Source organism: Methylocella sp., assembly GCF_041905455.1.
In the GTDB taxonomy this organism is placed as follows: domain Bacteria; phylum Pseudomonadota; class Alphaproteobacteria; order Rhizobiales; family Beijerinckiaceae; genus Methylocapsa.
Genome location: NZ_JAYRLA010000030.1, coordinates 1 through 20,708, shown reverse-complemented (window position 1 = coordinate 20,708; position 20,708 = coordinate 1). Strand labels below are relative to the sequence as shown.

General features: G+C 65.7%; 18 protein-coding genes, 1 tRNA gene and 1 pseudogene. 12 read left to right on the top strand and 8 right to left on the bottom strand.

Annotated elements, in window-relative coordinates; translation table 11 throughout:
- Positions 1-218 precede the first annotated feature (218 nt).
- A complete protein-coding gene (locus ACE3OG_RS16140; RefSeq protein WP_374310502.1) occupies positions 219-1,646 on the bottom strand; it encodes a short-chain fatty acyl-CoA regulator family protein in 1,428 nt (475 codons plus the stop codon).
- 239 nt (positions 1,647-1,885) lie between these two features.
- On the opposite strand from ACE3OG_RS16140, the gene ACE3OG_RS16135 reads away from it, so the two are divergent.
- From ACE3OG_RS16135 to scpA, 4 genes are read left to right on the top strand one after another with little or no spacing between them, the layout of a single operon-like run.
- A complete protein-coding gene (locus ACE3OG_RS16135; protein ID WP_374310500.1) occupies positions 1,886-3,421 on the top strand; it encodes an acyl-CoA carboxylase subunit beta in 1,536 nt (511 codons plus the stop codon).
- A gap of 8 nt (positions 3,422-3,429) precedes the next feature.
- Positions 3,430-5,436, top strand: a complete 2,007-nt coding sequence (locus ACE3OG_RS16130) for an acetyl-CoA carboxylase biotin carboxylase subunit (RefSeq protein WP_374310498.1) — start codon at positions 3,430-3,432, stop codon at positions 5,434-5,436.
- Positions 5,433-7,280: a methylmalonyl-CoA mutase family protein gene (locus ACE3OG_RS16125; RefSeq protein ID WP_374310496.1), complete on the top strand. Its 1,848-nt coding sequence runs from the start codon at positions 5,433-5,435 to the stop codon at positions 7,278-7,280. The genes ACE3OG_RS16130 and ACE3OG_RS16125 overlap by 4 nt, the downstream gene beginning before the upstream one ends.
- The gene (scpA, locus tag ACE3OG_RS16120) at positions 7,277-9,454 is read left to right on the top strand and encodes a methylmalonyl-CoA mutase (protein WP_374310494.1); all 2,178 of its coding nucleotides are present in this window, start codon (positions 7,277-7,279) and stop codon (positions 9,452-9,454) included. Before ACE3OG_RS16125 ends, scpA begins: the two co-directional genes overlap by 4 nt.
- A gap of 16 nt (positions 9,455-9,470) precedes the next feature.
- Here the strand turns inward: scpA and ACE3OG_RS16115 are convergent, their stop codons facing one another.
- Positions 9,471-9,605, bottom strand: a complete 135-nt coding sequence (locus ACE3OG_RS16115; protein WP_374310492.1) for a hypothetical protein — start codon at positions 9,603-9,605, stop codon at positions 9,471-9,473.
- 37 nt (positions 9,606-9,642) lie between these two features.
- The gene (locus ACE3OG_RS16110; RefSeq protein ID WP_374310490.1) at positions 9,643-10,038 is read right to left on the bottom strand and encodes a VOC family protein; all 396 of its coding nucleotides are present in this window, start codon (positions 10,036-10,038) and stop codon (positions 9,643-9,645) included.
- A gap of 178 nt (positions 10,039-10,216) precedes the next feature.
- On the opposite strand from ACE3OG_RS16110, the gene ACE3OG_RS16105 reads away from it, so the two are divergent.
- The 5 genes from ACE3OG_RS16105 (at position 10,217) to ACE3OG_RS16085 (ending at position 17,249) form a co-directional block, all read left to right on the top strand.
- Positions 10,217-10,876, top strand: coding sequence for a TetR/AcrR family transcriptional regulator (locus ACE3OG_RS16105; protein WP_374310488.1), 660 nt, complete (start codon positions 10,217-10,219; stop codon positions 10,874-10,876).
- A gap of 269 nt (positions 10,877-11,145) precedes the next feature.
- Positions 11,146-11,220 (top strand) — tRNA-Thr (locus tag ACE3OG_RS16100).
- Positions 11,221-11,360: 140 nt separating this feature from the next.
- Positions 11,361-14,051 (top strand): DNA methyltransferase, encoded by a 2,691-nt coding sequence (locus ACE3OG_RS16095; RefSeq protein ID WP_374310486.1) that lies wholly within the window; start codon positions 11,361-11,363, stop codon positions 14,049-14,051.
- Positions 14,048-16,210 (top strand): DEAD/DEAH box helicase, encoded by a 2,163-nt coding sequence (locus ACE3OG_RS16090; RefSeq protein WP_374310484.1) that lies wholly within the window; start codon positions 14,048-14,050, stop codon positions 16,208-16,210. The genes ACE3OG_RS16095 and ACE3OG_RS16090 overlap by 4 nt, the downstream gene beginning before the upstream one ends.
- Positions 16,203-17,249, top strand: a complete 1,047-nt coding sequence (locus ACE3OG_RS16085) for a GIY-YIG nuclease family protein (RefSeq protein WP_374310482.1) — start codon at positions 16,203-16,205, stop codon at positions 17,247-17,249. Before ACE3OG_RS16090 ends, ACE3OG_RS16085 begins: the two co-directional genes overlap by 8 nt.
- Before the next feature lie 39 nt (positions 17,250-17,288).
- Here the strand turns inward: ACE3OG_RS16085 and ACE3OG_RS16080 are convergent, their stop codons facing one another.
- The 5 genes from ACE3OG_RS16080 to ACE3OG_RS16060 all read right to left on the bottom strand — a co-directional run bounded on the left by ACE3OG_RS16080 (position 17,289) and on the right by ACE3OG_RS16060 (position 19,314).
- Complete coding sequence (locus ACE3OG_RS16080; protein WP_374310480.1) at positions 17,289-17,732, bottom strand: DUF2786 domain-containing protein; 444 nt, start codon at positions 17,730-17,732, stop codon at positions 17,289-17,291.
- Between the two features lie 79 nt (positions 17,733-17,811).
- Positions 17,812-18,249 (bottom strand): HK97 gp10 family phage protein, encoded by a 438-nt coding sequence (locus ACE3OG_RS16075; RefSeq protein ID WP_374310477.1) that lies wholly within the window; start codon positions 18,247-18,249, stop codon positions 17,812-17,814.
- Positions 18,239-18,592, bottom strand: coding sequence for a hypothetical protein (locus ACE3OG_RS16070; protein ID WP_374310475.1), 354 nt, complete (start codon positions 18,590-18,592; stop codon positions 18,239-18,241). Before ACE3OG_RS16070 ends, ACE3OG_RS16075 begins: the two co-directional genes overlap by 11 nt.
- Positions 18,593-18,594: 2 nt before the next feature.
- A complete protein-coding gene (locus tag ACE3OG_RS16065) occupies positions 18,595-18,861 on the bottom strand; it encodes a hypothetical protein (protein WP_374310473.1) in 267 nt (88 codons plus the stop codon).
- A 3-nt stretch (positions 18,862-18,864) separates the two neighbouring features.
- On the bottom strand, positions 18,865-19,314 hold the full coding sequence (locus ACE3OG_RS16060) for a hypothetical protein (RefSeq protein ID WP_374310471.1): 450 nt from the start codon (positions 19,312-19,314) through the stop codon (positions 18,865-18,867).
- 17 nt (positions 19,315-19,331) lie between these two features.
- On the opposite strand from ACE3OG_RS16060, the gene ACE3OG_RS16055 reads away from it, so the two are divergent.
- The 3 genes and pseudogenes from ACE3OG_RS16055 to ACE3OG_RS16045 form a co-directional block, all read left to right on the top strand.
- Positions 19,332-19,553, top strand: a complete 222-nt coding sequence (locus tag ACE3OG_RS16055) for a hypothetical protein (protein WP_374310469.1) — start codon at positions 19,332-19,334, stop codon at positions 19,551-19,553.
- 202 nt (positions 19,554-19,755) lie between these two features.
- The gene (locus tag ACE3OG_RS16050) at positions 19,756-20,106 is read left to right on the top strand and encodes a hypothetical protein (protein WP_374310466.1); all 351 of its coding nucleotides are present in this window, start codon (positions 19,756-19,758) and stop codon (positions 20,104-20,106) included.
- Positions 20,107-20,121: 15 nt separating this feature from the next.
- Positions 20,122-20,708, top strand: a pseudogene (locus ACE3OG_RS16045) (hypothetical protein); the annotation flags it as partial.

Genomic DNA, 20,708 nt, shown 5'->3' with positions numbered 1-20,708 from the left:
CCACTGAGCCTCGTTCAGCTCATAGCGTCGCACGCCCATCGATGCGCTCCGAATCAAAAAAATCCGCAGCCCATTGATTCCGCGCCAAACGCAAAAATGAATCCCGAATGTCGATTGGTCCTAGAGCGCGTTCAGCGAAATCCAATTCGCCGAACGCGCTCCAGCTATTTGTTTAAACGCGTTTTCAGCAAAAGTCTGCAACTTTTGCTGAAAACGCTCTAGCCGCCCCCGTCAATGCGATAGGGCACGACGCCGCGCTCGTTTTCGTCGACCACGATGGCGAGGTCGAGCGGCGGCATCGCCCGCTGCGCGCAGTCGCGCCGCTCGCAGACGCGGCAGCTCACTCCGATGCGGACGGCGGAGGAGCCCTTGAGGTCGACGGCGTCCGAATAGACGAGCTCATGCGCGTGGTCGACCTCGCAGCCGAAGCCGATGGCGTAGTCGCGGCGCAGCGAGCCGAACGAGGCGCCCTTCTTGGAGATCGAGCGGGCGATCGAGAGATAGCGCGCGCCGTCCGGCATCTCCGCCACCTGAACGAGGAACTGGCCGGGCCGCTCGAACGCCTCGTGGATGTTCCACAGCGGGCAGGCGCCGCCGTAGCGGGCGAACTGGAAGCGCGTCGCGCTGTGGCGCTTGGTTATGTTGCCGGCGCGGTCGACGCGCAGAAAATAGAATGGCGCGCCCTCACGCCCCGGACGCTGCAGCGTCGAGAAACGGTGGCAGACCTGCTCGAGGCTGACGCCGAAGCGGCGCGACAGGCGCTCGACGTCATGGCGCGCCGCGCGTGCGGCGTCGGCGAAACGCCCGTAGGGCATGACCAGCGCGCTGGCGAAATAATTGGCCAGCGCGAGGCGGGCGATGTCGGCGGCGGCCTCGCTCTTGAAGCGGGCGTCGGCGACGAGCGCGTCGATCCGCTCGCCCTCGCAACGGCGGGCGATGGCGCAGCCGAGCTGGAATTTCTGCGTGGCGGGCGCCTGGTCGGCGTCGATGAACAGCGCGTCGACGTCGGGATCGTAGCGGCTGACGGCGCCGCCGAGGGCCTCGGGCGGGCTGGCGACGACGCGCAGCCCGAATTTTTCGCCCGCGTAGCCGGCGAGGTCCTCGAAGGCGAGGGCGTCGTCGGGCGAGAGCCGCTCGGCGAGCTCCTCGGCGCGGCGGTCGAGGATGTCGACGTAATTGCCGAGAAAATGGAAGAAGTCGCGCACCTCGTCGAAGGCGAAGGGCTTTCGCGTCGCTTCGAGGCCGTCGCCCTGGCTCAGCGCGTCGTCGAGGCCGCGATAGCGCTCCTCGACGCGGCGATAGGCGGCGTGCAGGTCGAGCACGGCGCGCACGAGATGCGGTGCGCCGGCGCAGATCGACTTCAGCTCGCGCGCGGCGACGCCGGCGCTCTCGAACAGGGGATCGGACAGCATCTCGCGCAGATTGGCGGCGAGGCGCTCGGGGCCGTCGTCGTAGAGGTCGGCCACCTGCAGCTTGAGCACCCGCGTGACCTCGACCAGAATGGCGGCGGTCAGAGGCCGCTGGTCGCTTTCGATCTGGTTGAGGTAGCTCGGGGAAATGCCGAGGCGCTTTGCGACGTGGGATTGCGTGGCGCCGAGCTCCTCGCGCCGCCGGCGCAGGATCTGGCCTGCGAAAAGCTTCTTCATCTGTAAATCCGTTTGGTTCGCAATTTTGCAAATTCGCGCGAATGGCGTTGCTCGGCGCAAAATCTGCCGTAGAACGCAAAGAGCCGTCGGACAAGATAAATTGCGCCGCGAAACGCTATGAGAAGCGAGCTTCGGAGCTTCCTGGGCCAGTGAGCTGGAAAATTGCGAAGACTTGAACGGACACGGAGGCGGATTGCGGCGCCCGGGGGCGCGCAACGAACCCGCATGAAGGGCCGGCCATGAGGCATGTCGTCGAGGATCTTGAAAGGCGCCGCGCCGAGGCGCTCGCCGGCGGCGGCGAGAAGCGCGTCGCCGCCCAGCACGCCAAGGGCAAGCTGACCGCGCGCGAGCGCATCGAGCTGCTGCTCGACAAGGGCTCGTTCGAGGAGTTCGACATGTATGTCGAGCACCGTTGCGTCGACTTCGGCATGGACAGGCGGAAGAAAATCCCCGGCGACGGCGTCGTCACCGGCTGGGGCACGGTCAACGGGCGCGCCGTCTTCGTCTTCTCGAAAGACTTCACGGTTTTCGGCGGCTCGCTCAGCGAGGCGCACGCCGGCAAGATCACCAAGATTCAGGACATGGCGCTGAAGATGCGCGCGCCGATCGTCGGCCTGTTCGACGCCGGCGGGGCGCGCATCCAGGAGGGCGTCGCCGCGCTCGGCGGCTACGCCGAAATCTTTCGCCGCAACGTCGACGCCTCGGGCGTCATCCCGCAGATCTCCGTCATCATGGGCCCCTGCGCCGGCGGCGACGTCTACTCCCCGGCGATGACCGACTTCATCGTCATGGTGCGCGACACGAGCTATATGTTCGTGACCGGCCCGGACGTCGTGAAGACGGTGACCAACGAGACGGTGACCGCCGAGGAGCTGGGGGGCGCGCGCGTCCACACGACGAAATCCTCGGTCGCCGACATGGCCTTCGAGAACGACGTCGAGGCGCTGCTGCAGGTGCGCCGGCTGATCGACTTCCTGCCATCGAGCAACATCAGCGGGCCGCCGCGCTGGCCGAGCTTCGACGACGTCGACCGCCGCGAGCCGAGCCTCGACACGCTGGTGCCCGACAGCGCCAACAAGCCCTACGACATCCGCGAGCTGATCGAGAAGACCGTCGACGAGCGCGACTTCTTCGAGATCCAGGCCGTCTTCGCGCCCAACATCGTCATCGGCTTCGGCCGCATCGACGGACGCGCCGTCGGCTTCGTCGCCAACCAGCCGATGGCGCTCGCCGGCGTGCTCGACGCCGACGCCTCGCGCAAGGCGGCGCGCTTCGTGCGCTTCTGCGACTGCTTCGAAATTCCGATCGTCACTTTCGTCGACGTGCCGGGCTTCCTGCCCGGCGTCGCGCAGGAATACGGCGGCCTCATCAAGCATGGCGCGAAGCTCTTGTTCGCCTATTCGCAATGCACGACGCCGCTCATCACCGTCATCACCCGCAAGGCCTTCGGCGGCGCCTACGACGTCATGGCCTCGAAGCACATCGGCGCCGACCTCAACTACGCCTGGCCCTCCGCGCAGATCGCCGTGATGGGCGCAAAGGGCGCGGTCGAGATCATCTTCCGGGCGGAGATGGGCGACAAGGAGAAGATCGCCGCGTTGACGAAGAGCTACGAAGACCGCTTCCTGTCCCCCTTCGTCGCCGCCGAGCGCGGCTATATCGACGAGGTGATCAGGCCCCAGGAGACGCGCGCGCGCCTCGCCCGCGGCCTCGCCCTCCTCAGCGCGAAGAAGGCCGAGCGGCCCTGGCGCAAGCACGACAACATTCCGCTGTGAGGACGTCCATGTTCTCCAAGATCCTGATCGCCAACCGCGGCGAGATCGCCAGCCGCGTCATCAAGACGGCGCGGCGCATGGGGATTTCGACCGTCGCCGTCTATTCGGACGCCGACCGCGACGCCCGCCATGTCGAAATGGCCGACGAGGCGGTCGCCATTGGCCCTGCGCCGGCCGCCCAGTCCTATCTCGTCATCGAGAACATCCTCGACGCCTGCAGGCGCACGGGCGCGCAGGCCGTGCATCCGGGCTATGGCTTCCTGTCGGAGCGCGCCGCCTTCGCGCGGGCGCTGGCGGCGGAGAACGTCGTCTTCATCGGCCCGAATCCGCGCGCCATAGAGGCGATGGGCGACAAGATCGAGTCGAAACGCTTCGCGCGCGAGGCGGGCGTGTCCACCGTGCCCGGCAGTCTCGACGTCATCGAGGACGGCGCGCACGCCGCGCGCATCGCCGCCGAGATCGGCCTTCCCGTCATGATCAAGGCGTCGGCCGGCGGCGGCGGCAAGGGCATGCGCGTCGCGCGCACGATCGAAGAAGTCGCGGAGGGCTTCGAGCGCGCGAAGTCGGAGGCGAAATCCTCCTTCGGCGACGACCGCGTGTTCATCGAGAAATTCATCGAGAACCCGCGCCATGTCGAGATTCAGGTGCTCGGCGACAGGCACGGGAACGTCATCCATCTCGGCGAGCGCGAATGCTCGGTGCAGCGCCGCAACCAGAAGGTGATCGAGGAGGCCCCCTCCCCGCTGCTCGACGCGGCGACGCGCGCGAAGATGGGCGCGCAGGCCGTCGCGCTGGCACAGGCGGTCGGCTACGACTCGGCCGGCACCGTCGAATTCGTCGCCGGACAGGACAAGAGCTTCTATTTCCTCGAAATGAACACGCGGCTGCAGGTCGAGCATCCGGTCACCGAGCTCGTCACCGGCCTCGACCTCGTCGAGCTGATGATCCGCGTCGCCGCCGGCGAGAAGCTGCCGCTGCGTCAGGAGGACGTGCGGCTCGACGGCTGGGCGATCGAAAGCCGCATCTACGCCGAGGATCCGACGCGCGGCTTTCTGCCCTCGATCGGGCGCCTGACAACCTACCGTCCGCCGCAGGAGGGGCGTTTCGGCGACGTCGTCGTGCGCAACGACGCGGGCGTTTGCGAGGGCGGCGGGATTTCGATCCACTACGATCCGATGATCGCCAAGCTCGTCACCCACGCGCCGAGCCGCTTCGCCGCGATCGACGCGCAGGGCGAAGCGCTCGACGCCTTCGCCATCGAGGGAATCCGCTGCAACATTCCCTTCCTGTCGAGCCTGATGGCCCATCCGCGCTGGCGCGAGGGGCGGCTCTCGACGGGCTTCATCGCCGAGGAGTATCCGAACGGCTTCGCCAATCCGGCGCCCGTCGGCGAAATCGCCCTCAGGCTCGCGGCGATCGCCGGCGCGATCGACTGCCAGCTCAACCGGCGCAAACGCCAGATCAGCGGCCAGATGAAGGTCGCCCGGCCGGTCGAGTTCGACGCCGAGCGGCGCGTGACCATCGGCGCGGAGGAGTTCTCCTTCACCGCCGCGCCGACGCAAAAGGGCGTCGAGCTGACGTTCTCGGACGGGCGCGTCGTCGGCGTCATCGCCGACTGGCGCCCGGGCGAGCCAGTCTGGCGCGGCGCGATCGACGGCGCGCGCGTTTCGGCGCAGGTCCGCCCGATCCTCAACGGGGTGCTGCTCGCCCATGGCGGGGCCTTCGCGCAGGCCCGCGTCTACGCCGCGCGCGAGGCCGAGCTGGCAAGGCTGATGCTGGAAAAGACCGAGGCCGACAGCGGCGAGCGGCTGCTCTGCCCGATGCCCGGCCTCGTGCGCGAAATTCTGGTGCGCGAGGGACAGACGGTGAAGACGGGCGAGGCGCTCGCCGTCGTCGAGGCGATGAAGATGGAGAACATTCTGCGCGCCGAGCGCGACGGCTCGATCGGCAGGATCGTCGCCGAGCCTGGCCAGAGCCTCGCCGTCGACGCGGTCATTCTGGAGTTCGCGGCGTGAGCGCCGCCGACGAGGCGCCCGTCTTTCCCGACGCCGCCGGCGCGGCGGCCTGGCGCGCCGCCGTCGCCCGCATCGTGGCGAAGGATTCCGCCGGCGCGCTTCCCGCCTTCTCGACCGACGACGGAATTCCCCTCGCCCCGCTCTACCCGAAGGCCGAGGGCGAGGCGGCGCAGGCCCAGCGCGCGGAGATCGGCTGCAGGATCGTGCAGCGCGTTGATCATTTCGATCCGTTCGAGGCCAAGGCGCTCGCGCAGGCCGACCTCGAAGGCGGCGCGCAGGGCCTGACCCTCGCCTTCGACGACGCCCCCGGCGCGCGCGGCTTCGGCCTCAGGGCGCGCGACGCGGAAGACCTCAACCAGGCGCTCGGCGGCGTCTATCTCGACATGATCCAGACGCGGCTCGAACCCGCGCCGAGCGACGCGCAGGCGGCGCTGCGCTTCGCCCAGGTGGTCGAGCAGCGCGGCTACGACGCATCCCTGATCGACGCCGATTTCGGCTTCGATCCGGTCGGCGACTTCGCCCTGCGCGGCGGCGCGCCGCGCAACTGGAAGGACGAGGAAAGCGCCGTGGCGCACGCCTGCCGCGCCCTGCGCGAGCGCGGCTTTCGCGGGCCGCTGATGCGCGCGGACGGGCGCCGCCACGAGGAAGCGGGAGCGAGCGAGGCCGAGGAGCTCGCCGCGGCCCTCGCGACGGGGCTCGCGTATGCGCGCGCGCTCGAGAGTTGCGGTCTGCTCGACGACGACGCCTCGAAAGGCCTGAGCTTCACGCTCGCCGCGGGCGTCGAGATCCTGCCGACGATCGCCAAGCTGCGCGCCTTGCGAAGGCTTTGGGCGCTGGTCGAGGAGTCCTGCGGCCTGACGCCCGCGCCGCTGCGCCTGCACGCGGAGACCTCGTGGCGGATGATGGCCGCCCGCGACGTCTACGGCAACATCCTGCGCGGCGCGCTCGGCTGCGCCGGCGCCATGATCGGCGGCGCGGACACGGTGACGGTGCTGCCGATGACGGCGACGCTCGGCCTGCCGGACGCCTTCGCGCGCAGGCTCGCCCGCAACACCGGAATCGTGCTCGCCGAAGAGAGCTTCCTCGCCAGCGTCGCCGATCCCGCAGCCGGCTCGGGCGCGATCGAGTCCCTGACCGAAGCGCTTTGCGAAAGAGCCTGGGACCTGTTCCAGAGGATCGAGACGGCGGGCGGCTTCCCCAAGGCGGTCGCGTCCGGCTTCTGGCAGGACGTCCTCGCCGCCTCCCGCGCGCGCCGCCGCCGCGAGATCGCCTCGCGTTCCCGCCCGATCGTCGGCGTCAGCATCTTCCCCAATCTCGCCGAAGCCGCGCCGGCGACGCTCGCGTCGCGTCCCGCGCCGTTCGCTCCATCCGGCGAGCCTGGCGCGCTGCCGTGCGCGCGCGACGCCGAGCCGTTCGAGCGGCTGCGCGACCGCTCCGACGCGTTTCTCGGCCGGCATGGCGCGCGTCCGCGCGTCGTCCTCGCCTTACTCGCCGGCGAGGGCGGCGGCGCGCCGAGCCCCGCCGCCCGCCGCGCGCGCGACTTCGCCCGCTCCGTCTTCGAGGCGGGCGGGTTTCTGACGCAAGACGACGACGAGGCCGCTGAGGCGAGCGTCTTCGTCGTGTGCCTGTGCCTCGGCGACGCCGGCGCCTCGCGCGAGGCTGACCCGGCGGCGGAGAAGGCCGTGCGCCGTCTCCACGCCGGCGGCGCGCGCGTCGTCGCTTGCGGCTGGCCGGGCGAAGCCGAGACCGAGCTTCGCCGCGCCGGGGTCGACGACTTCCTGTTCAAGGGAAGCGACGCCGTCTCCTTCCTGCAGCGCGTCTGGACGAGGAAGCCAGGGCCATGATGAAAAATCCGGACTTCGCGAAGATTCCGTTCCGCCGCGTCGCGCCGCCCATCGCCGCTGCGGCGCAGTCCGACGAATGGCCGACGGCGGAGGGCCTCTCCATCAAGCGCGCCTACGGCCCGCAGGACCGCGAGGGCTTCGCGGCGGCTGACAGCTTCCCCGGCGCCCCGCCCTATCTGCGCGGCCCCTACCCCACGATGTATGTCAACCAGCCGTGGACGATCCGCCAATACGCCGGCTTCTCGACCGCCGAGGAATCGAACGCCTTCTACCGGCGCAACCTCGCCGCCGGCCAGATGGGGCTCTCGGTCGCCTTCGACCTCGCCACGCACCGCGGCTACGACTCCGACCATCCGCGCGTCGCCGGCGACGTCGGCATGGCCGGCGTCGCGATCGACTCGATCTACGACATGCGCACCCTGTTCTCGGGCATTCCGCTCCAGCGCATGTCCGTCTCGATGACGATGAACGGCGCGGTGCTGCCCATCCTCTCGCTGTTCATCGTGGCCGGCGAGGAGCAGGGAGTGAAGCCGGAGCAGCTCGCCGGCACCATCCAGAACGACATCCTCAAAGAATTCATGGTGCGCAACACCTACATCTACCCGCCCGAACCGTCGATGCGCATCATCTCGGACATCTTCGCCTACACGTCGCAGAAGATGCCGAAATTCAACTCGATATCGATCTCCGGCTACCACATGCAGGAGGCCGGAGCGCCGGCCGACCTCGAGCTCGCCTACACCATCGCCGACGGCGTCGAATATGTGCGCGCCGGGCTCAAGGCCGGGCTCGACGTCGACGCCTTCGCGCCGCGGCTCAGCTTCTTCTTCGCGATCGGCATGAACATGTTCATGGAGATCGCCAAGCTGCGCGCCGCCCGGTTCCTGTGGAGCCGGCAGATGGCGCAATTCTCGCCGAAGTCGGAGAAGTCGAACACGCTGCGCACCCATTGCCAGACGTCAGGCTGGTCGCTGACCGCGCAGGACGTCTACAACAACGCGGTGCGCACGAGCGTCGAGGCGCTCGCCGCGACGCTCGGCGGAACGCAGTCGCTGCACACCAATTCGCTCGACGAGGCGCTCGCCCTGCCGACCGACTTCTCGGCGCGCATCGCCCGCAACACGCAGATCCTGCTGCAGCAGGAAAGCGGCATGACGCGCGTCATCGATCCGATCGGCGGCTCCTGCTATCTGGAGAGCCTCACCGCCGGCCTCATCGCCCGCGCGAGCGCCCATATCGAGGAGGTCGAGAAGCTCGGCGGCATGACGAAAGCGATCGAGGCCGGCGTGCCGAAGTTGCGCATCGAGGAGGCGGCGGCGCGCACGCAGGCGCGCATCGACGCCGGCTTGCAGACGGTCGTCGGCGTCAACAGGCACAAGCCCGAGAGCGAGCCGCCGCTCGAGGTCATGAAAGTCGACAATTCGGCGGTGCGCGCGGCGCAGATCGCCAAGCTCGAGCGGCTGCGCGCCGAGCGCGATCCGCAAGCCGTCGAGGCCGCGCTCGACCGGCTGAGCCAGTCGGGCGCGAGCGGCGAGGGCAATCTGCTCGCGCTCGCCGTCGAGGCGGCGCGGGCGGAGGCGACGGTCGGCGAGATTTCCGCGGCGCTCGAGCGCGTGTTCAGCCGCCACGCCGCCTCGATCAAGGTGATTTCCGGCGTCTATCGGCGCGAGGCGGGCGAGAGCGAAGCCGTCCGGCGAGCCATCGGCGTCGCGCGCGAATTCCAGGCGAACGAAGGCCGCAAGCCGCGCATCCTCGTCGTCAAGCTCGGCCAGGACGGGCATGACCGAGGCCAGAAAGTGATCGCCTCCGCCTTCTCCGACCTCGGCTTCGACGTGCGCATCGGACCGCTGTTCGCGACGCCGGCCGAAGCCGCCAGGCAGGCGGTTGAGGACGACGTCGACATCGTCGGCGTGTCCTCGCTCGCCGCCGGCCATTTGACGCTTCTGCCCGAGCTGCGCGCCGCGCTCGAGGCGCAGGGACGCTCCGACATGCTTCTCGTCGTCGGCGGCGTCATTCCGCCGGACGACGTGGCCCGACTGATCGAGGCCGGCGCGGCCGCCGTGTTCCTGCCCGGCACGCCCATTCCCGAGGCCGCCGAGCAGCTCGTCGGCGAGCTCAACATCCGTCGCGGTTACGCGCAGAAGCCGCCGTCGGCCTATCTCGAGCAAGCCTGAGGGCGTGGGCCCGCCGTCAGCCGGCGAGAAGCTCGCGCGCGAGCGCCGCGGTGGATTCGTCGAGGCTGGAGCGCTGGAACGTGAGCTCATGGCCGAAAGCCGCGTTGGCCTCGCCGAGGGACGCGCGGTCGCAGTCCCGCGCGTCGAACACGATCGCCTTCATGCGCCCTGCGGCGGAATTTCCCGCCTCAGCGATAGCGGCCGCGCCGCTGCAGCACCTCGATCTTGTAGCCGTCGGGATCGGCGACGAAGAAGAATCGCGCCAGCGGCGCGCCGTCGTGGCTCATCTCCTTGATCGGATTGGGATTAAGCCCGAACTTTTCGAACCGCGCGCGCGTTTCGTCGAGGTCGTCGACGCAGAAGGCGAGATGGCCGTAGCCGTCGCCAAGCGCATAAGGCTCCTTGCGGTCGTGGTTGACCGTGAGCTCGAGCTCGAAGTCGGCTTCCGGATTGCGCAGATAGACGAGCGTGAAGTCCGGAAAGCCCAGCCGCTCGGCGATCTTGAGGCCGAACGCGGCTTCGTAGAATTCGACGGAGCGCCGCTCGTCGGCGACGCGGATCATCATGTGGATAGCTTTCGCCATGAAGGTCGCAGGTCCTTGGAGAGAGACGCGCAGGCGCGGCGGGCCGCAGGATGGGCGCGAACGCGCGCGAACGCAACGCCGGCCGTCGTCGTTAGCAGCGAGGAATTGACAGGAACGGCGGCCGGTACTGAATAGTGGAATCGGGATTGATGAAACGCGATAATTGACAGAGCGGGACATGACGTCTGCCTCGACCGGACGAAAATATCGCGCGTCGGAGAAACGGGTGCAGACCCGCCAGCAGAACAGCGCGGACATCCAGGCCGCCGCGTGGCGCGTCTTCTGCTCCGTCGGAATGGACGGCGCCAACGTGCGCGACATCGTCAAGCAGAGCGGCCTGTCGCCCGGGACGTTCTACAATTACTTCAAGACCAAGGAGGCGATCTTCGACGTCGTCGCGCAGGACCTTTTCGAACGGCTGGGCGAGGTGACGCAGGCGGCGCGGGCGCAGGCGCGCACGCTCGAGGAACTCGTGGATTTCGCCTATAGGGCCTATCTCGACTTCGTGCAGACGACCGAAGGCGCGATGGAGTTCATCGGCCGCAACCAGCATCACCTGCGCTCGCAGATCTATCCGTCGGAGGCGATCAGCGCGATTTCCCGCGACCTCGAGCGCGACCTGCGGCGCTTCATATCGTCCGAGACCATGTCGGACACGGAGATCGCCCTGTTCGCGGCGATGATGATCGCCGCCGGCGCCGAAGCGTTGTTCTGTTCGACCCTCAAGCCCCGCATCGGGCCGACAGAGTTGCTCGCATTTCTCAGAACGTTCATACTGCAAGGCTCCAGCGGTTGGGTCTCCCGGCAGGCGCCGCGTCCTTTCGCCAACGATGCATGAGACGCGCTGGGCGCTGATTGCCAAGGGCGGGCGTCGCTGCTAACGGAGCGAGAGGTCGGGAGGCGGACGCCAATCGCGCGCCAGAAGCCGCAGCGTCAGCGCGCGCCGGCGTTTGCGAAGTTTCGGCCAAGGGCCGGCTTAGCTCAGCGGTAGAGCAGCGGTTTTGTAATCGGAGGGCCTGGAGGCGAGAATGCGAATCGGATCATGCGCTTAAGGAGCGTCGGGTCCGGGCAAGTACCGAATAGGCACCGGAAATCGGTGCCGCAGGGGCCGGAATAGCTCAGCGGTAGAGCAGCGGTTTTGTAAACCGAAGGTCGGGGGTTCAATCCCCTCTTCCGGCACCAGTTTCCTGTAAAACTCTGCATAGATTGGGACCGAGGTCTCTTGCCCTGCAGAGTTAGACGGCAAAATTTGACCCGTTGCAGAGGTCGATTGGTGACGCGCAATATGATGACTTCAGGGCAAGGGACAAGTTCGAAACAACATGCTAACCCCGGGAGAAATCTACTCTAATCTCGACGAACTCGCCGCGAATCCTCCAGCGGGCGGTGAGTTCGGCTTGGCGCTGATGGAGGCGGTGGGGGCTCCGCGCTCTACGATCACGAAACTCCGGGACACAGCGAAGGGCGGTGCTTTCACCTGGACCAGGATGCTGCGCTTCGAGGCAACAGAGCCTGGCGGGGCGGATGCGGCGCTGGATCGGATGCGCGCAGAAGCTGAGGCTTCGCCCAAGGGACGCCGTCCTCGTGTGCTGCTCGCCTATGACGGCGAACGAATTGCCGCCGTCGATACGAGCCCGAGGTTCGACGAGGAGCCGCTGCGCGTCGGCCTCGATATGCTCTCGCTTGAGGGCGATGTGTTTTTCCCGCTTGGCGGGCACGAGCGCTACGTTCCGAAAAAGGAGCGCATGGCCGATGTGCGGGCGACGCGCTTTATCTCACGATTCCACGACGCGGTGCGCGACGCCAACCCAGGTTGGACGACAGAAGCCGATAGGCATGCGCTCAATATCTTTATGGCGCGCGTACTGTTCTGCCTGTTCTCAGACGATGTCGGCATTTTTGAAAAAGATGCGTTCGAGAACGCGGTGCGCAGGTCGACGGGAGTAGACGGGGCGGACCTCGCCGGGTTTCTCGAGGGCGCTTTCGGCCACATGGACACGAAGCCCCACAAGCGGTCGTCGGACACGAGGGGTTGGTCCAGGCTGCCCTACGTGAATGGCTCCCTGTTCGAGGAAGATGCGCCCATGCCGGCGCTGGACGGGCGCTGCCGCAAGCTGCTTCTCGACTGCGCCGGGCTGAACTGGAAGCTCATCAACCCTGACATCTTCGGCTCAATGCTTCAGGCCGTTGTCGACGTGGACAAGCGTGGCGAGTTGGGGATGCACTACACCTCCCCAGCCAATATCATGAAGGTGCTGGAGCCCATCCTGCTTGACCCGCTGCAAACAGAGCTGGAGCGTGCGGGGGCGAACAAGGCGCGGCTACGCGACTTCCTCGAGCGACTTGGCCGCATCCGCGTGTTCGACCCGGCGTGCGGCTCTGGCAATTTCCTGATCCTCGCCTACAAGCAACTGCGGGCGCTGGAAACGGAGGCGCTACGCCGTCTCGCCACGCCGCGCCTGTCGGGTATTGCGTTGGAGCATTTCTACGGAGTCGAGATCGACGATTTTGCCAGTCAGGCAGCGCGGCTGGGCCTGTGGATCGCGAAGTACCAGTGCGACCAGCAGCTTGAATTGGACCTCGGCCAGCGCACCGACTTCCTGCCGCTTCAGAAGGCCGGCGTGATTGTGACGGACAATGCGGCTGAGATCGACTGGCTAGAGGTTTGCCCCCCGGTCACGGGAGCGGATACGGTCGTGGTCGGGAATCCGCAGTTCCGCGGCTCATCCTACTGGTCGCCCGAGCAGAAGGCGGACATGGCCCGCGTGTTCAAAGGGCGCGTCAAGAACTGGGGCAATCTCGACTACGTGACGCTCTGGTTCGCCAAGGCCCGCGACTATTCGCTGGCGACCGGCGCGCCCTTCGCCTTCGTGGCTACCAACTCCATCGTGCAGGGCGTGCAAGTGCCCGAGCTTTGGCCCCACCTACTGGAAAACTTCGAAATTCGCTTTGCACACCGTTCGTTCAAGTGGTCGAACCTCGCGGCCCATAATGCGGGCGTGACTTGCGTGATTATCGGCATGGGACCGCCCAGCACCGCACCTAAGCGCCTGTTCGACGGCGACACTGTGCGCGACGTGGAGGTGATCGGCCCCTACCTCGCGCCCGGCACAACAGCGATCGTGGCCAAAGCCAGCACGCCGCTCGCACCCGATCTCGAACCGATGGTGTTCGGCAACAAACCGACCGACGGCGGCAACCTGATCCTTGATCGCAACGAGCGCGATGCGCTGCTGGAGGCGCACCCGAATGCGGCACGATTCGTGCGGCGGCTCTACGGCTCTCAAGAGTTGATGAAGGGAATTGAACGGTACTGCCTGTGGGTAGAGGACGACGAGGTCGAGGAGGCCAAGTCCATCCCAGAACTGGCACGACGGTTCGAGGGCGTGGCACGGGACCGGTCTAAGGAAAAGGCGTCGGATATTTCGAAGGCGTTTTCGGATCGGCCTCATCGCTTCCTACAAAGGGCGGGCGCAGCGACATCGCACACGATCATGGTGCCACGACCTTCAAGTGAGGACCGCTTTTACCTTCCCGTCGATGTAATGGATCAAACCAACATTACGTCCAGTGAAGCGTTCGCGATCTTCGACGGCGATATCTGGCAGGCTGCGGTTCTGTCCTCTCGGCTTCATCGGTTATGGCTTGAACTCGTTGGTGGAAAGCTTGAAACGCGGGTGCGCTATTCCAATACCCTCGTATGGAATACCTTCCCCCTTCCGTATCTATCGGATCGTCGTAAGGCGGACCTCGAGGAGCACTGGTGGACGATCGACGAGGCGCGCAAGGAAGCGGGTTTCGGCCGCTCTCTCGGCGAACTTTACGCCCCGGCCAAGATGCCTCACGCCCTGCGTCGCGCCCATGAAGAACTGGATGAAACGATGGAGACGATCTTTGGCTCGCGTCGCTACCGCTCGGACGCCGACCGGATCGAGCACATGCTGCAACTCTATGCGCGCATGGCGGCGAAAGAGTCGAAGCCGTCCGAGATCAAGCAAGAGGTGAACGCATGAGCGAGACGAAGAACAAGGCGGGTGAGAACGGTCTCGGCTCAATCACGCTCAATTACGATGGAACGGGCGCATCCAAGACGACTGACGGTCTCGGCATGCGCGCCATGCAGGCCCGGGTATGGGACAAGAGGGATGCGCAGCATCTGTTGGTGAAATCGCCACCCGCCTCCGGCAAGTCGCGTGCGGCCATGTTCATCGGATTGGAAAAACTGCGCACCAACGCCGTCGACCGTGTGGTTATTGCTGTGCCCGAACGCTCAATCGGAGCCTCGTTCCGCGACACGGGTCTTGCAGCAGGCGGCTTTCATTCGGACTGGCGGCTCGACCTTGACCTATGCACCGTCGGCTCCGAGACGGGCCGCAAGGTGGACGAGCTGATTGGATTCCTGCGCGGCGAGGGTGGCGGGCGGACGGCACTTTGCACTCACTCCACCCTGCGCGCCGCCTACGCCAAAACCGATGACGTGGCCTTGTTCGATCGCGCGCTCATCTGCGTGGACGAATTACACCACGCTTCCTCGGACGAGAACAGCAGACTGGGCAACCTGTTGCGCGGCCTGATCGACAGGGCGGGTGAAGCGGGGCATGACGCCGCGCACATCCTCGCCATGACAGGTTCGTACTTTCGCGGCGACGGCACAGCGGTGCTGCACCCTCAAGACGAAGCCCGTTTCGAGCGGGTGATCTACACCTACTACGAGCAGCTAAACGGTTACGAGCATCTCAAGACGCTGCGCATCAATTTCCGTTTCTACCAAGGCAAGTACCTCAACGCGATTGGCGATGCCCTTGACCCGCACATGAAGACGATCGTGCACATCCCTCATGTGGGCTCAGCCGAGGGCAGCGGGGTAAACAAGATGTTCGCGGTGGACGCGATCGTGGATGCGATCGGCGATCGCTTAGGAGAGAACTCCAAAACCAGCATCGATGCTAAGACCGGTTTTGTGCATCTCACGGCTGGCGGTCACACGCTCAAGATCGCGAACCTTGTGGACGATAGCGCCGACCGCGAGAAAGTGCTGGCGAGCCTGCGCGCAGTAAAGAGTCGCGACGATGTCGACATCATCATAGCGCTTGGCATGGCCAAGGAGGGGTTCGACTGGGTGTGGTGCGAGCATGTTCTCACAGTCGGCTACAGAGGCTCGCTGACCGAAGTCGTGCAGATTATCGGCCGAGCGACGCGTGATGCGCCGGGCAAGACCGAGGCGCAATTCACCAACCTTGTCTCCGCCCCCTTCGCTAACGATGAGGCCGTCAGCCGCGCGGTCAACGATATGCTCAAGGCCATTTCGGTATCGCTCTTGATGGAGCAGGTAATGGCGCCGGTCTTCAAGTTCCGCACGCATAAAGGCGCGGACCAATTCGACGGCTCGCCCAGTGACGGGCCGAAGCCAGGTCCGGTGACCAACGCCGGAGAGATCGAAATTGTCGGTATGCCGGAAATTGATGAGAGGGCTGTCGAGGTAATCGAAAACGACTTCAACGATCTGTTTGCCGATGTGCAGAACGACCCACGCACGCTGACGGTCATGATCAATCCTGACGACCACCACACGGACGTCATCTACGATCTCGTTGTCACGGACGTCATAAGGCGGCGTTACCCCAGCCTATCCGAAGACCAAGTCCGGGATGCGGTGGGCCTATTCGGCGTGCGCGCCGGGCTGGGCCGCGAGGTCGCAAAGGATCCGAGCATCATCCAGACACCCGGTATGTCCGAAGAGGAGCAGTCTGCTTTTGTAGGACCGGACGGAGACAATGGCGAAGGCGATACGAGCGGTCCAAGCGCTGGCGATCGCTTCGTACAGCAGGCAAGGCGGTTCATCAACGTGAGGGAGTTGCAGGTCGATCTGCTCGGTGGTCGCCGCGACTTCGACGACGCTTACGAGTTGTTGTCGAAGGAGCTCTCCGAGGAATTGCTTGCCCGTCTCCATGGCGAAGTTCGGGCGCTGAAGGTGAGCATGACGCAGGATGAGGCCGAGAAGCTTTACCCACGCATCAAGGAATTCATCCAGCGCGAGGGCCGCGAGCCAAATCTGAACTCGCCCAACGGCCGTGAGGTAAGGCTCGCAGACGCTTTGGCATTTCTGCGCAAACTTTCGCGGGAGAAACGCGCTGCCATGGCGGGCGCGGACGAGGGACAGATCGATGCGTGAAACGATCGACTACCTCAACGACGAGCTTCTACTTACACCTGACGAAAAGCCGAAGGCAGCGCGAACGCCCCTTCTCGATCGGGCGGTTGAGGTAATCGAGCGCATCAACGCCTTCATGGACGAGACTGGCGCCGAGCCGGTCTCTGAGCCGGGGCGCAGTGTTCGAGAGCGCATGCTTGCCAACGAATTGGCTGGACTGCGGGCATCGAAGGCAGACCTCGATGGGCTCGCATCTTACGATACACGCAACCTCGTGTTCGGCGGGGCGAGCGTCGCCGATCCTCTCGATGATCCTCTGCTTTCCGATGGCCTCGACATATTCGAGGTGCGGGACGAACTGAGGCCGATGGCACGACCAGACTTCGTCGCCGACCGACGCCCGTGCCCGGACTTCGAGCGTTTCGAGCCGCTGTTTGAGAGCATTCGAAAGGCCGTTGAGCAAGGGACGCGCAAGCCCCAGCCTTTTCGGCAGGAGCGCGTCGAGCTAGGCGAGTTCTTTGTCCTCAAGGGTCAGCTCGTCCATGTTGCGGACCTTCGCGATGAGCACCGGCGCAATGGCAAACCTGACGCACGCCTGCGCGTCATCTTTGACAACGGCACGGAATCAAACCTGCTGATGTCATCGCTGGTGCGGCGGCTTTACGAGGATAAAGATGCCCGCCGAATTGGCACCACGGACGCCGGCCCCCTGTTTAACGGTGCTCGGACCGGCTTCGTCTACGTCCTGCGCTCCCTATCGGAGAAGCCTGAAGTCCAAGGATTGCTTAAAGTCGGCACCACATCAGGAGCAGTCGAGGACCGCATAGCGCACGCCGAAACACAGTCGACGTTTCTATTTTCTCCGGTGGTGATCGTGGAAACCTATGAACTGATGGGCCACTCGGCGAAGGAAGTCGAACAGCGCATTCACCGGGCACTTCGACCGTATCACATGGCCCTGCGGGTGACAGGACCAGACGGACGATCCTTCAGTTCGACGGAGTGGTTCAAGGCGACGACAGAATTGGTTGAAAGGGCTATCAGGCAAGTGCTCGCTTAGGGTCGATCATCCTCTTACGCCCTTCTGCCGCCGGCCTGATCACGCCCGCTTCCTTCGCCGGCTCAGCGCCTCTTCCCCGCGCCGCCGCATCTTGCTCGCGTACCACCTGACAGATTTCTCGCTCGCCTTCGCGCCCTCGACCAGCCGGTTCACCTCCGCAGCTATCGCCTTGTAGGTCCAGTCAGGATGTTCAACGATCAATCGCTCTGCGAGCTTGCCGATACCGCGTCCTCGGGTCGCCACGGCGACCGGTGGCGGCTTCGGAGCGTTCGGCCCTGATGTCGCCGAACCGAACTGCGTCGAAGGTCTCTGCGGCCACCGGAACGAGCCCGGATCGAATGCGTATTTGGTAACAAGTTCCTCGGCCTTCTCGAAGGCGGCTGCGGCCTCGCCCGGCGTGCAGCCGTTGGCCTCGGTCTTTTCCAGCAATGACTCGATGCGCCGCCTGACCAGCGGCAATTCCCTTGCGTTCGGCTTCTTCATGGTCTGTCTCCCGGCGGCGGGATGCCGCAGGGACCATGCTGTCGCGAAGGGGATTGCCCGCGAGCCGGGCTGGAGAGGATTATTTGTCCAGCACTTTGGCGCCCCTCACCGTCGCCAGCCCCTCCATCACCGCGATCTGCACGAAGCCGGCCGGCGCCTGCTTCGAGTGGCCGTCGTTGAGCGGCCGGATGTGCGGGGCGTTGTTGGTAATGTGGATCGATCCGTTCTTTGCGATGTCGAACGCCTCGATGGTCGGCGCGCCGGCCTCGATCGTCGCGGCGGCGTTGTCCGCCGCCGTCGAGCCGCCCGCGCCCGGAACCCTCGCCTGAAACAGCCCCTCGAAGGCCCGGTCGAGCTCCGGCGTCCAGTTCGAGCGGGCCATGCCGGTGTCGACCGGCGTCGCCTCGACGGCGGATCGGAGCACGGCATGGGCGCAGTCCTTCACCGCGCGCTCGACGTTGCCCTCGACCCGCACGGCGATGCGGTCGATGCGCCTGGCGAAATCGTCAAGGCTCATCGGCGTACTTCCCTGCACGGCGCAGTTCCGCCTCGGCATAGCGCCTGACGACGGCCGCGATGATCGGATCATGCACCGGGTCCGGCTCCATGTAGGGCATGTCCTCCGACCAGAGGTCGCGATCCGCCTGCGAGCGGCGCCAGTGGGTCCGCTTCGGCAGACCGCAGCCGGCATCGACAGCGCGCTCCTGATAGCCGAGAGTCCGCAGGTGCCACTCCATCATGAAGCGGGCCAGCACGTTGAAGGTCTCCGGGGTGCCGCCGAGATAGATGTGCGGCGTCAGCGGCGTGACGGAGAACACGCCGGCCAGAACATCGCGGATGGGCTGCTCTCGGTTCGCCATGGTCACGCCCCCCTGAGATAGCTGCCGCCCCGATCGAGGTCAGGCCAGACCGACTGCGCCCGCGCACCGACCGGCAGGCCGTGGATAAAGGCGGCTGGCGCGCTCGTCAGGTCAACCGTCGACCAGCCGGCGAGCGCGTTCGGCTCTCCGATAAGAGACTCGGCCACGGCGCGGGCAGCGGCAGCGTTCGCGCCGACCGCGACGGCGAAGTTGAGCCCGTCGCTGCGGCGCTGCTCCTCACGGGCGGCATAAAAGGCATAGGTCGGCATGGGTCAATCCTCCTGTTCGGGATCGGCGTCGAGGTCGGAGAGGTTGGCGCCGATAGCGGCCTCATCGCGCTTGCGCAGCGCTACCTGCACCGTGCGGGTCGTGTTCGTCTTGCCAGTCTCGAAGGCACTGTCGGCATGAACGGCTTCGAGCGCGATCCGCTCGACCTCCAGCATGGCCTGCGTGACCTTGCGCCAGTCGTCGCCGACCAAGGCGTCGGCCAGTTCCTGCGACGAGAACGCGCGCTCGTTGTGCGGAACGCCCGAATTGCGCGTCAGCAGGGCGGCTGCAAGCTCCTTGTCGCCAGTCGATGCGGCCAGAGCGGCGAGCGAGGCGAGTTCGACCGCTCCCGACTTCTCGATCTGGTGCATGATCCGGCTGCGGCGCTCCGAGCCCAGGCCCTCTCGCGCAAGCATCTGCACGGGGCTCTGATAGTGGGCGCGGGCGGAGTTCAACTGATGTCGCCATCGTCATGTTGCGCGACCTCGTGGCCGCCGAAACCTTGGCATCCTCGCTTGCGACCACGGCGCCGGTCGCTGTGGCCGAGGCCGGCGGCGCGCAGGCGCTCGTCGCCGAACGCGGCCGTCGTACCGGCGCTTGGTTCTGGTCGATCGCGCCGATCGAGGACTCTTTGTGGGAGAAATTGGCCGACGAGCATCAAGCGAAGCACCGCGCGAATGCTGGGGAGGGTTGATCCATCAGCAAATCGAATATTGGGTCATGACCCGATATTTATCAGCCTTGTTGAAGTGTTGCGGGCAAGCAACTCACCTGTTCCGATATGCTCGGAACATGCCGAAAAGCCGCTCCATGTGAGTAAACTCTTTTGGACAGGAAGCATTTTCGCGATCATTCAATTGCTCCGGCCCGATTGTGGGCGCTTGAGGAGCAAAGCCATGAGCAACAAGCTTATCATTGTTACCGCCGACCATCGGCGGCGTGCCTATGCCGTCATGCGACAGTGGGGCGATCTGGATCGCGATGACAGCATTTTGGAGGGAGCCTGCGAAGCGCGGGACCTCAGTGTGGCGGAGATCGAGGACGCCGCGCGTGTGCTGGCGATGTTGGAGGATTTTCGTGCGAACCGCGGTCCTGTCGTCGGCGACTTCTTGCCCGCGCTGCTTGCGGAGAGCGCGGGCGGTCCCGAAAACCTAGCGATGGAGTACGGTATCACTGTCCCCATCAGCGCCACGGCTCGCCGTAACGCTCGCCGCGAGGCCATTCGGAGCCTTGCAAAGGCTTGCTGAGAACGATGGCGCTCGATGCGCCTCGAAAGCCGCATTCTGATCGCGTACGAGCCGATGTTGATCGGCTCGTACCGCGATGGCGGTGACGAGAGGCGGCTGTGCCGCGCCTGTTTCGCTCCTGAGCCTTCGCGTGACGCGGTGGCGAAGGAGATGGACATGGCGGTCAAGAAGTTGGCCCTTGCGAACCGATGGGTGTCCGTGACGGACGTGCTCGATCGGCTGCGCCGGGCCAGAGAAAATCGTGAGCAGCAGGCAAGGCTGCTCGAAGGACTCGAAGGGCGGGTGAAGCAGCGCCGCGATGACGTGGAGCGTTCGCTCGCCGATCTTTCCATAGGCCAGCGCAGTCAGGTCGTAACTCGGGCCGTCAACGGCCATCGCGCCGAGTTGAAGCGCCAGTCGCTCGACAGCCGGGTCGCCTATCTCAAGACAGTCGGCGCCTTGCGTGAGGAGTTGATGGGGACGAGCGCGCCATCGGTCTTAGAGCGCCTAACAAAACCGTCTCAAGGCCCTGAAGCAAATGATAGCGGCGGCGAGGACGATAAAGGCGCGGTAGAGGTCGGCGTGTCGCTCATAGCGGACGACGAGGCGACGGAACTGATTGA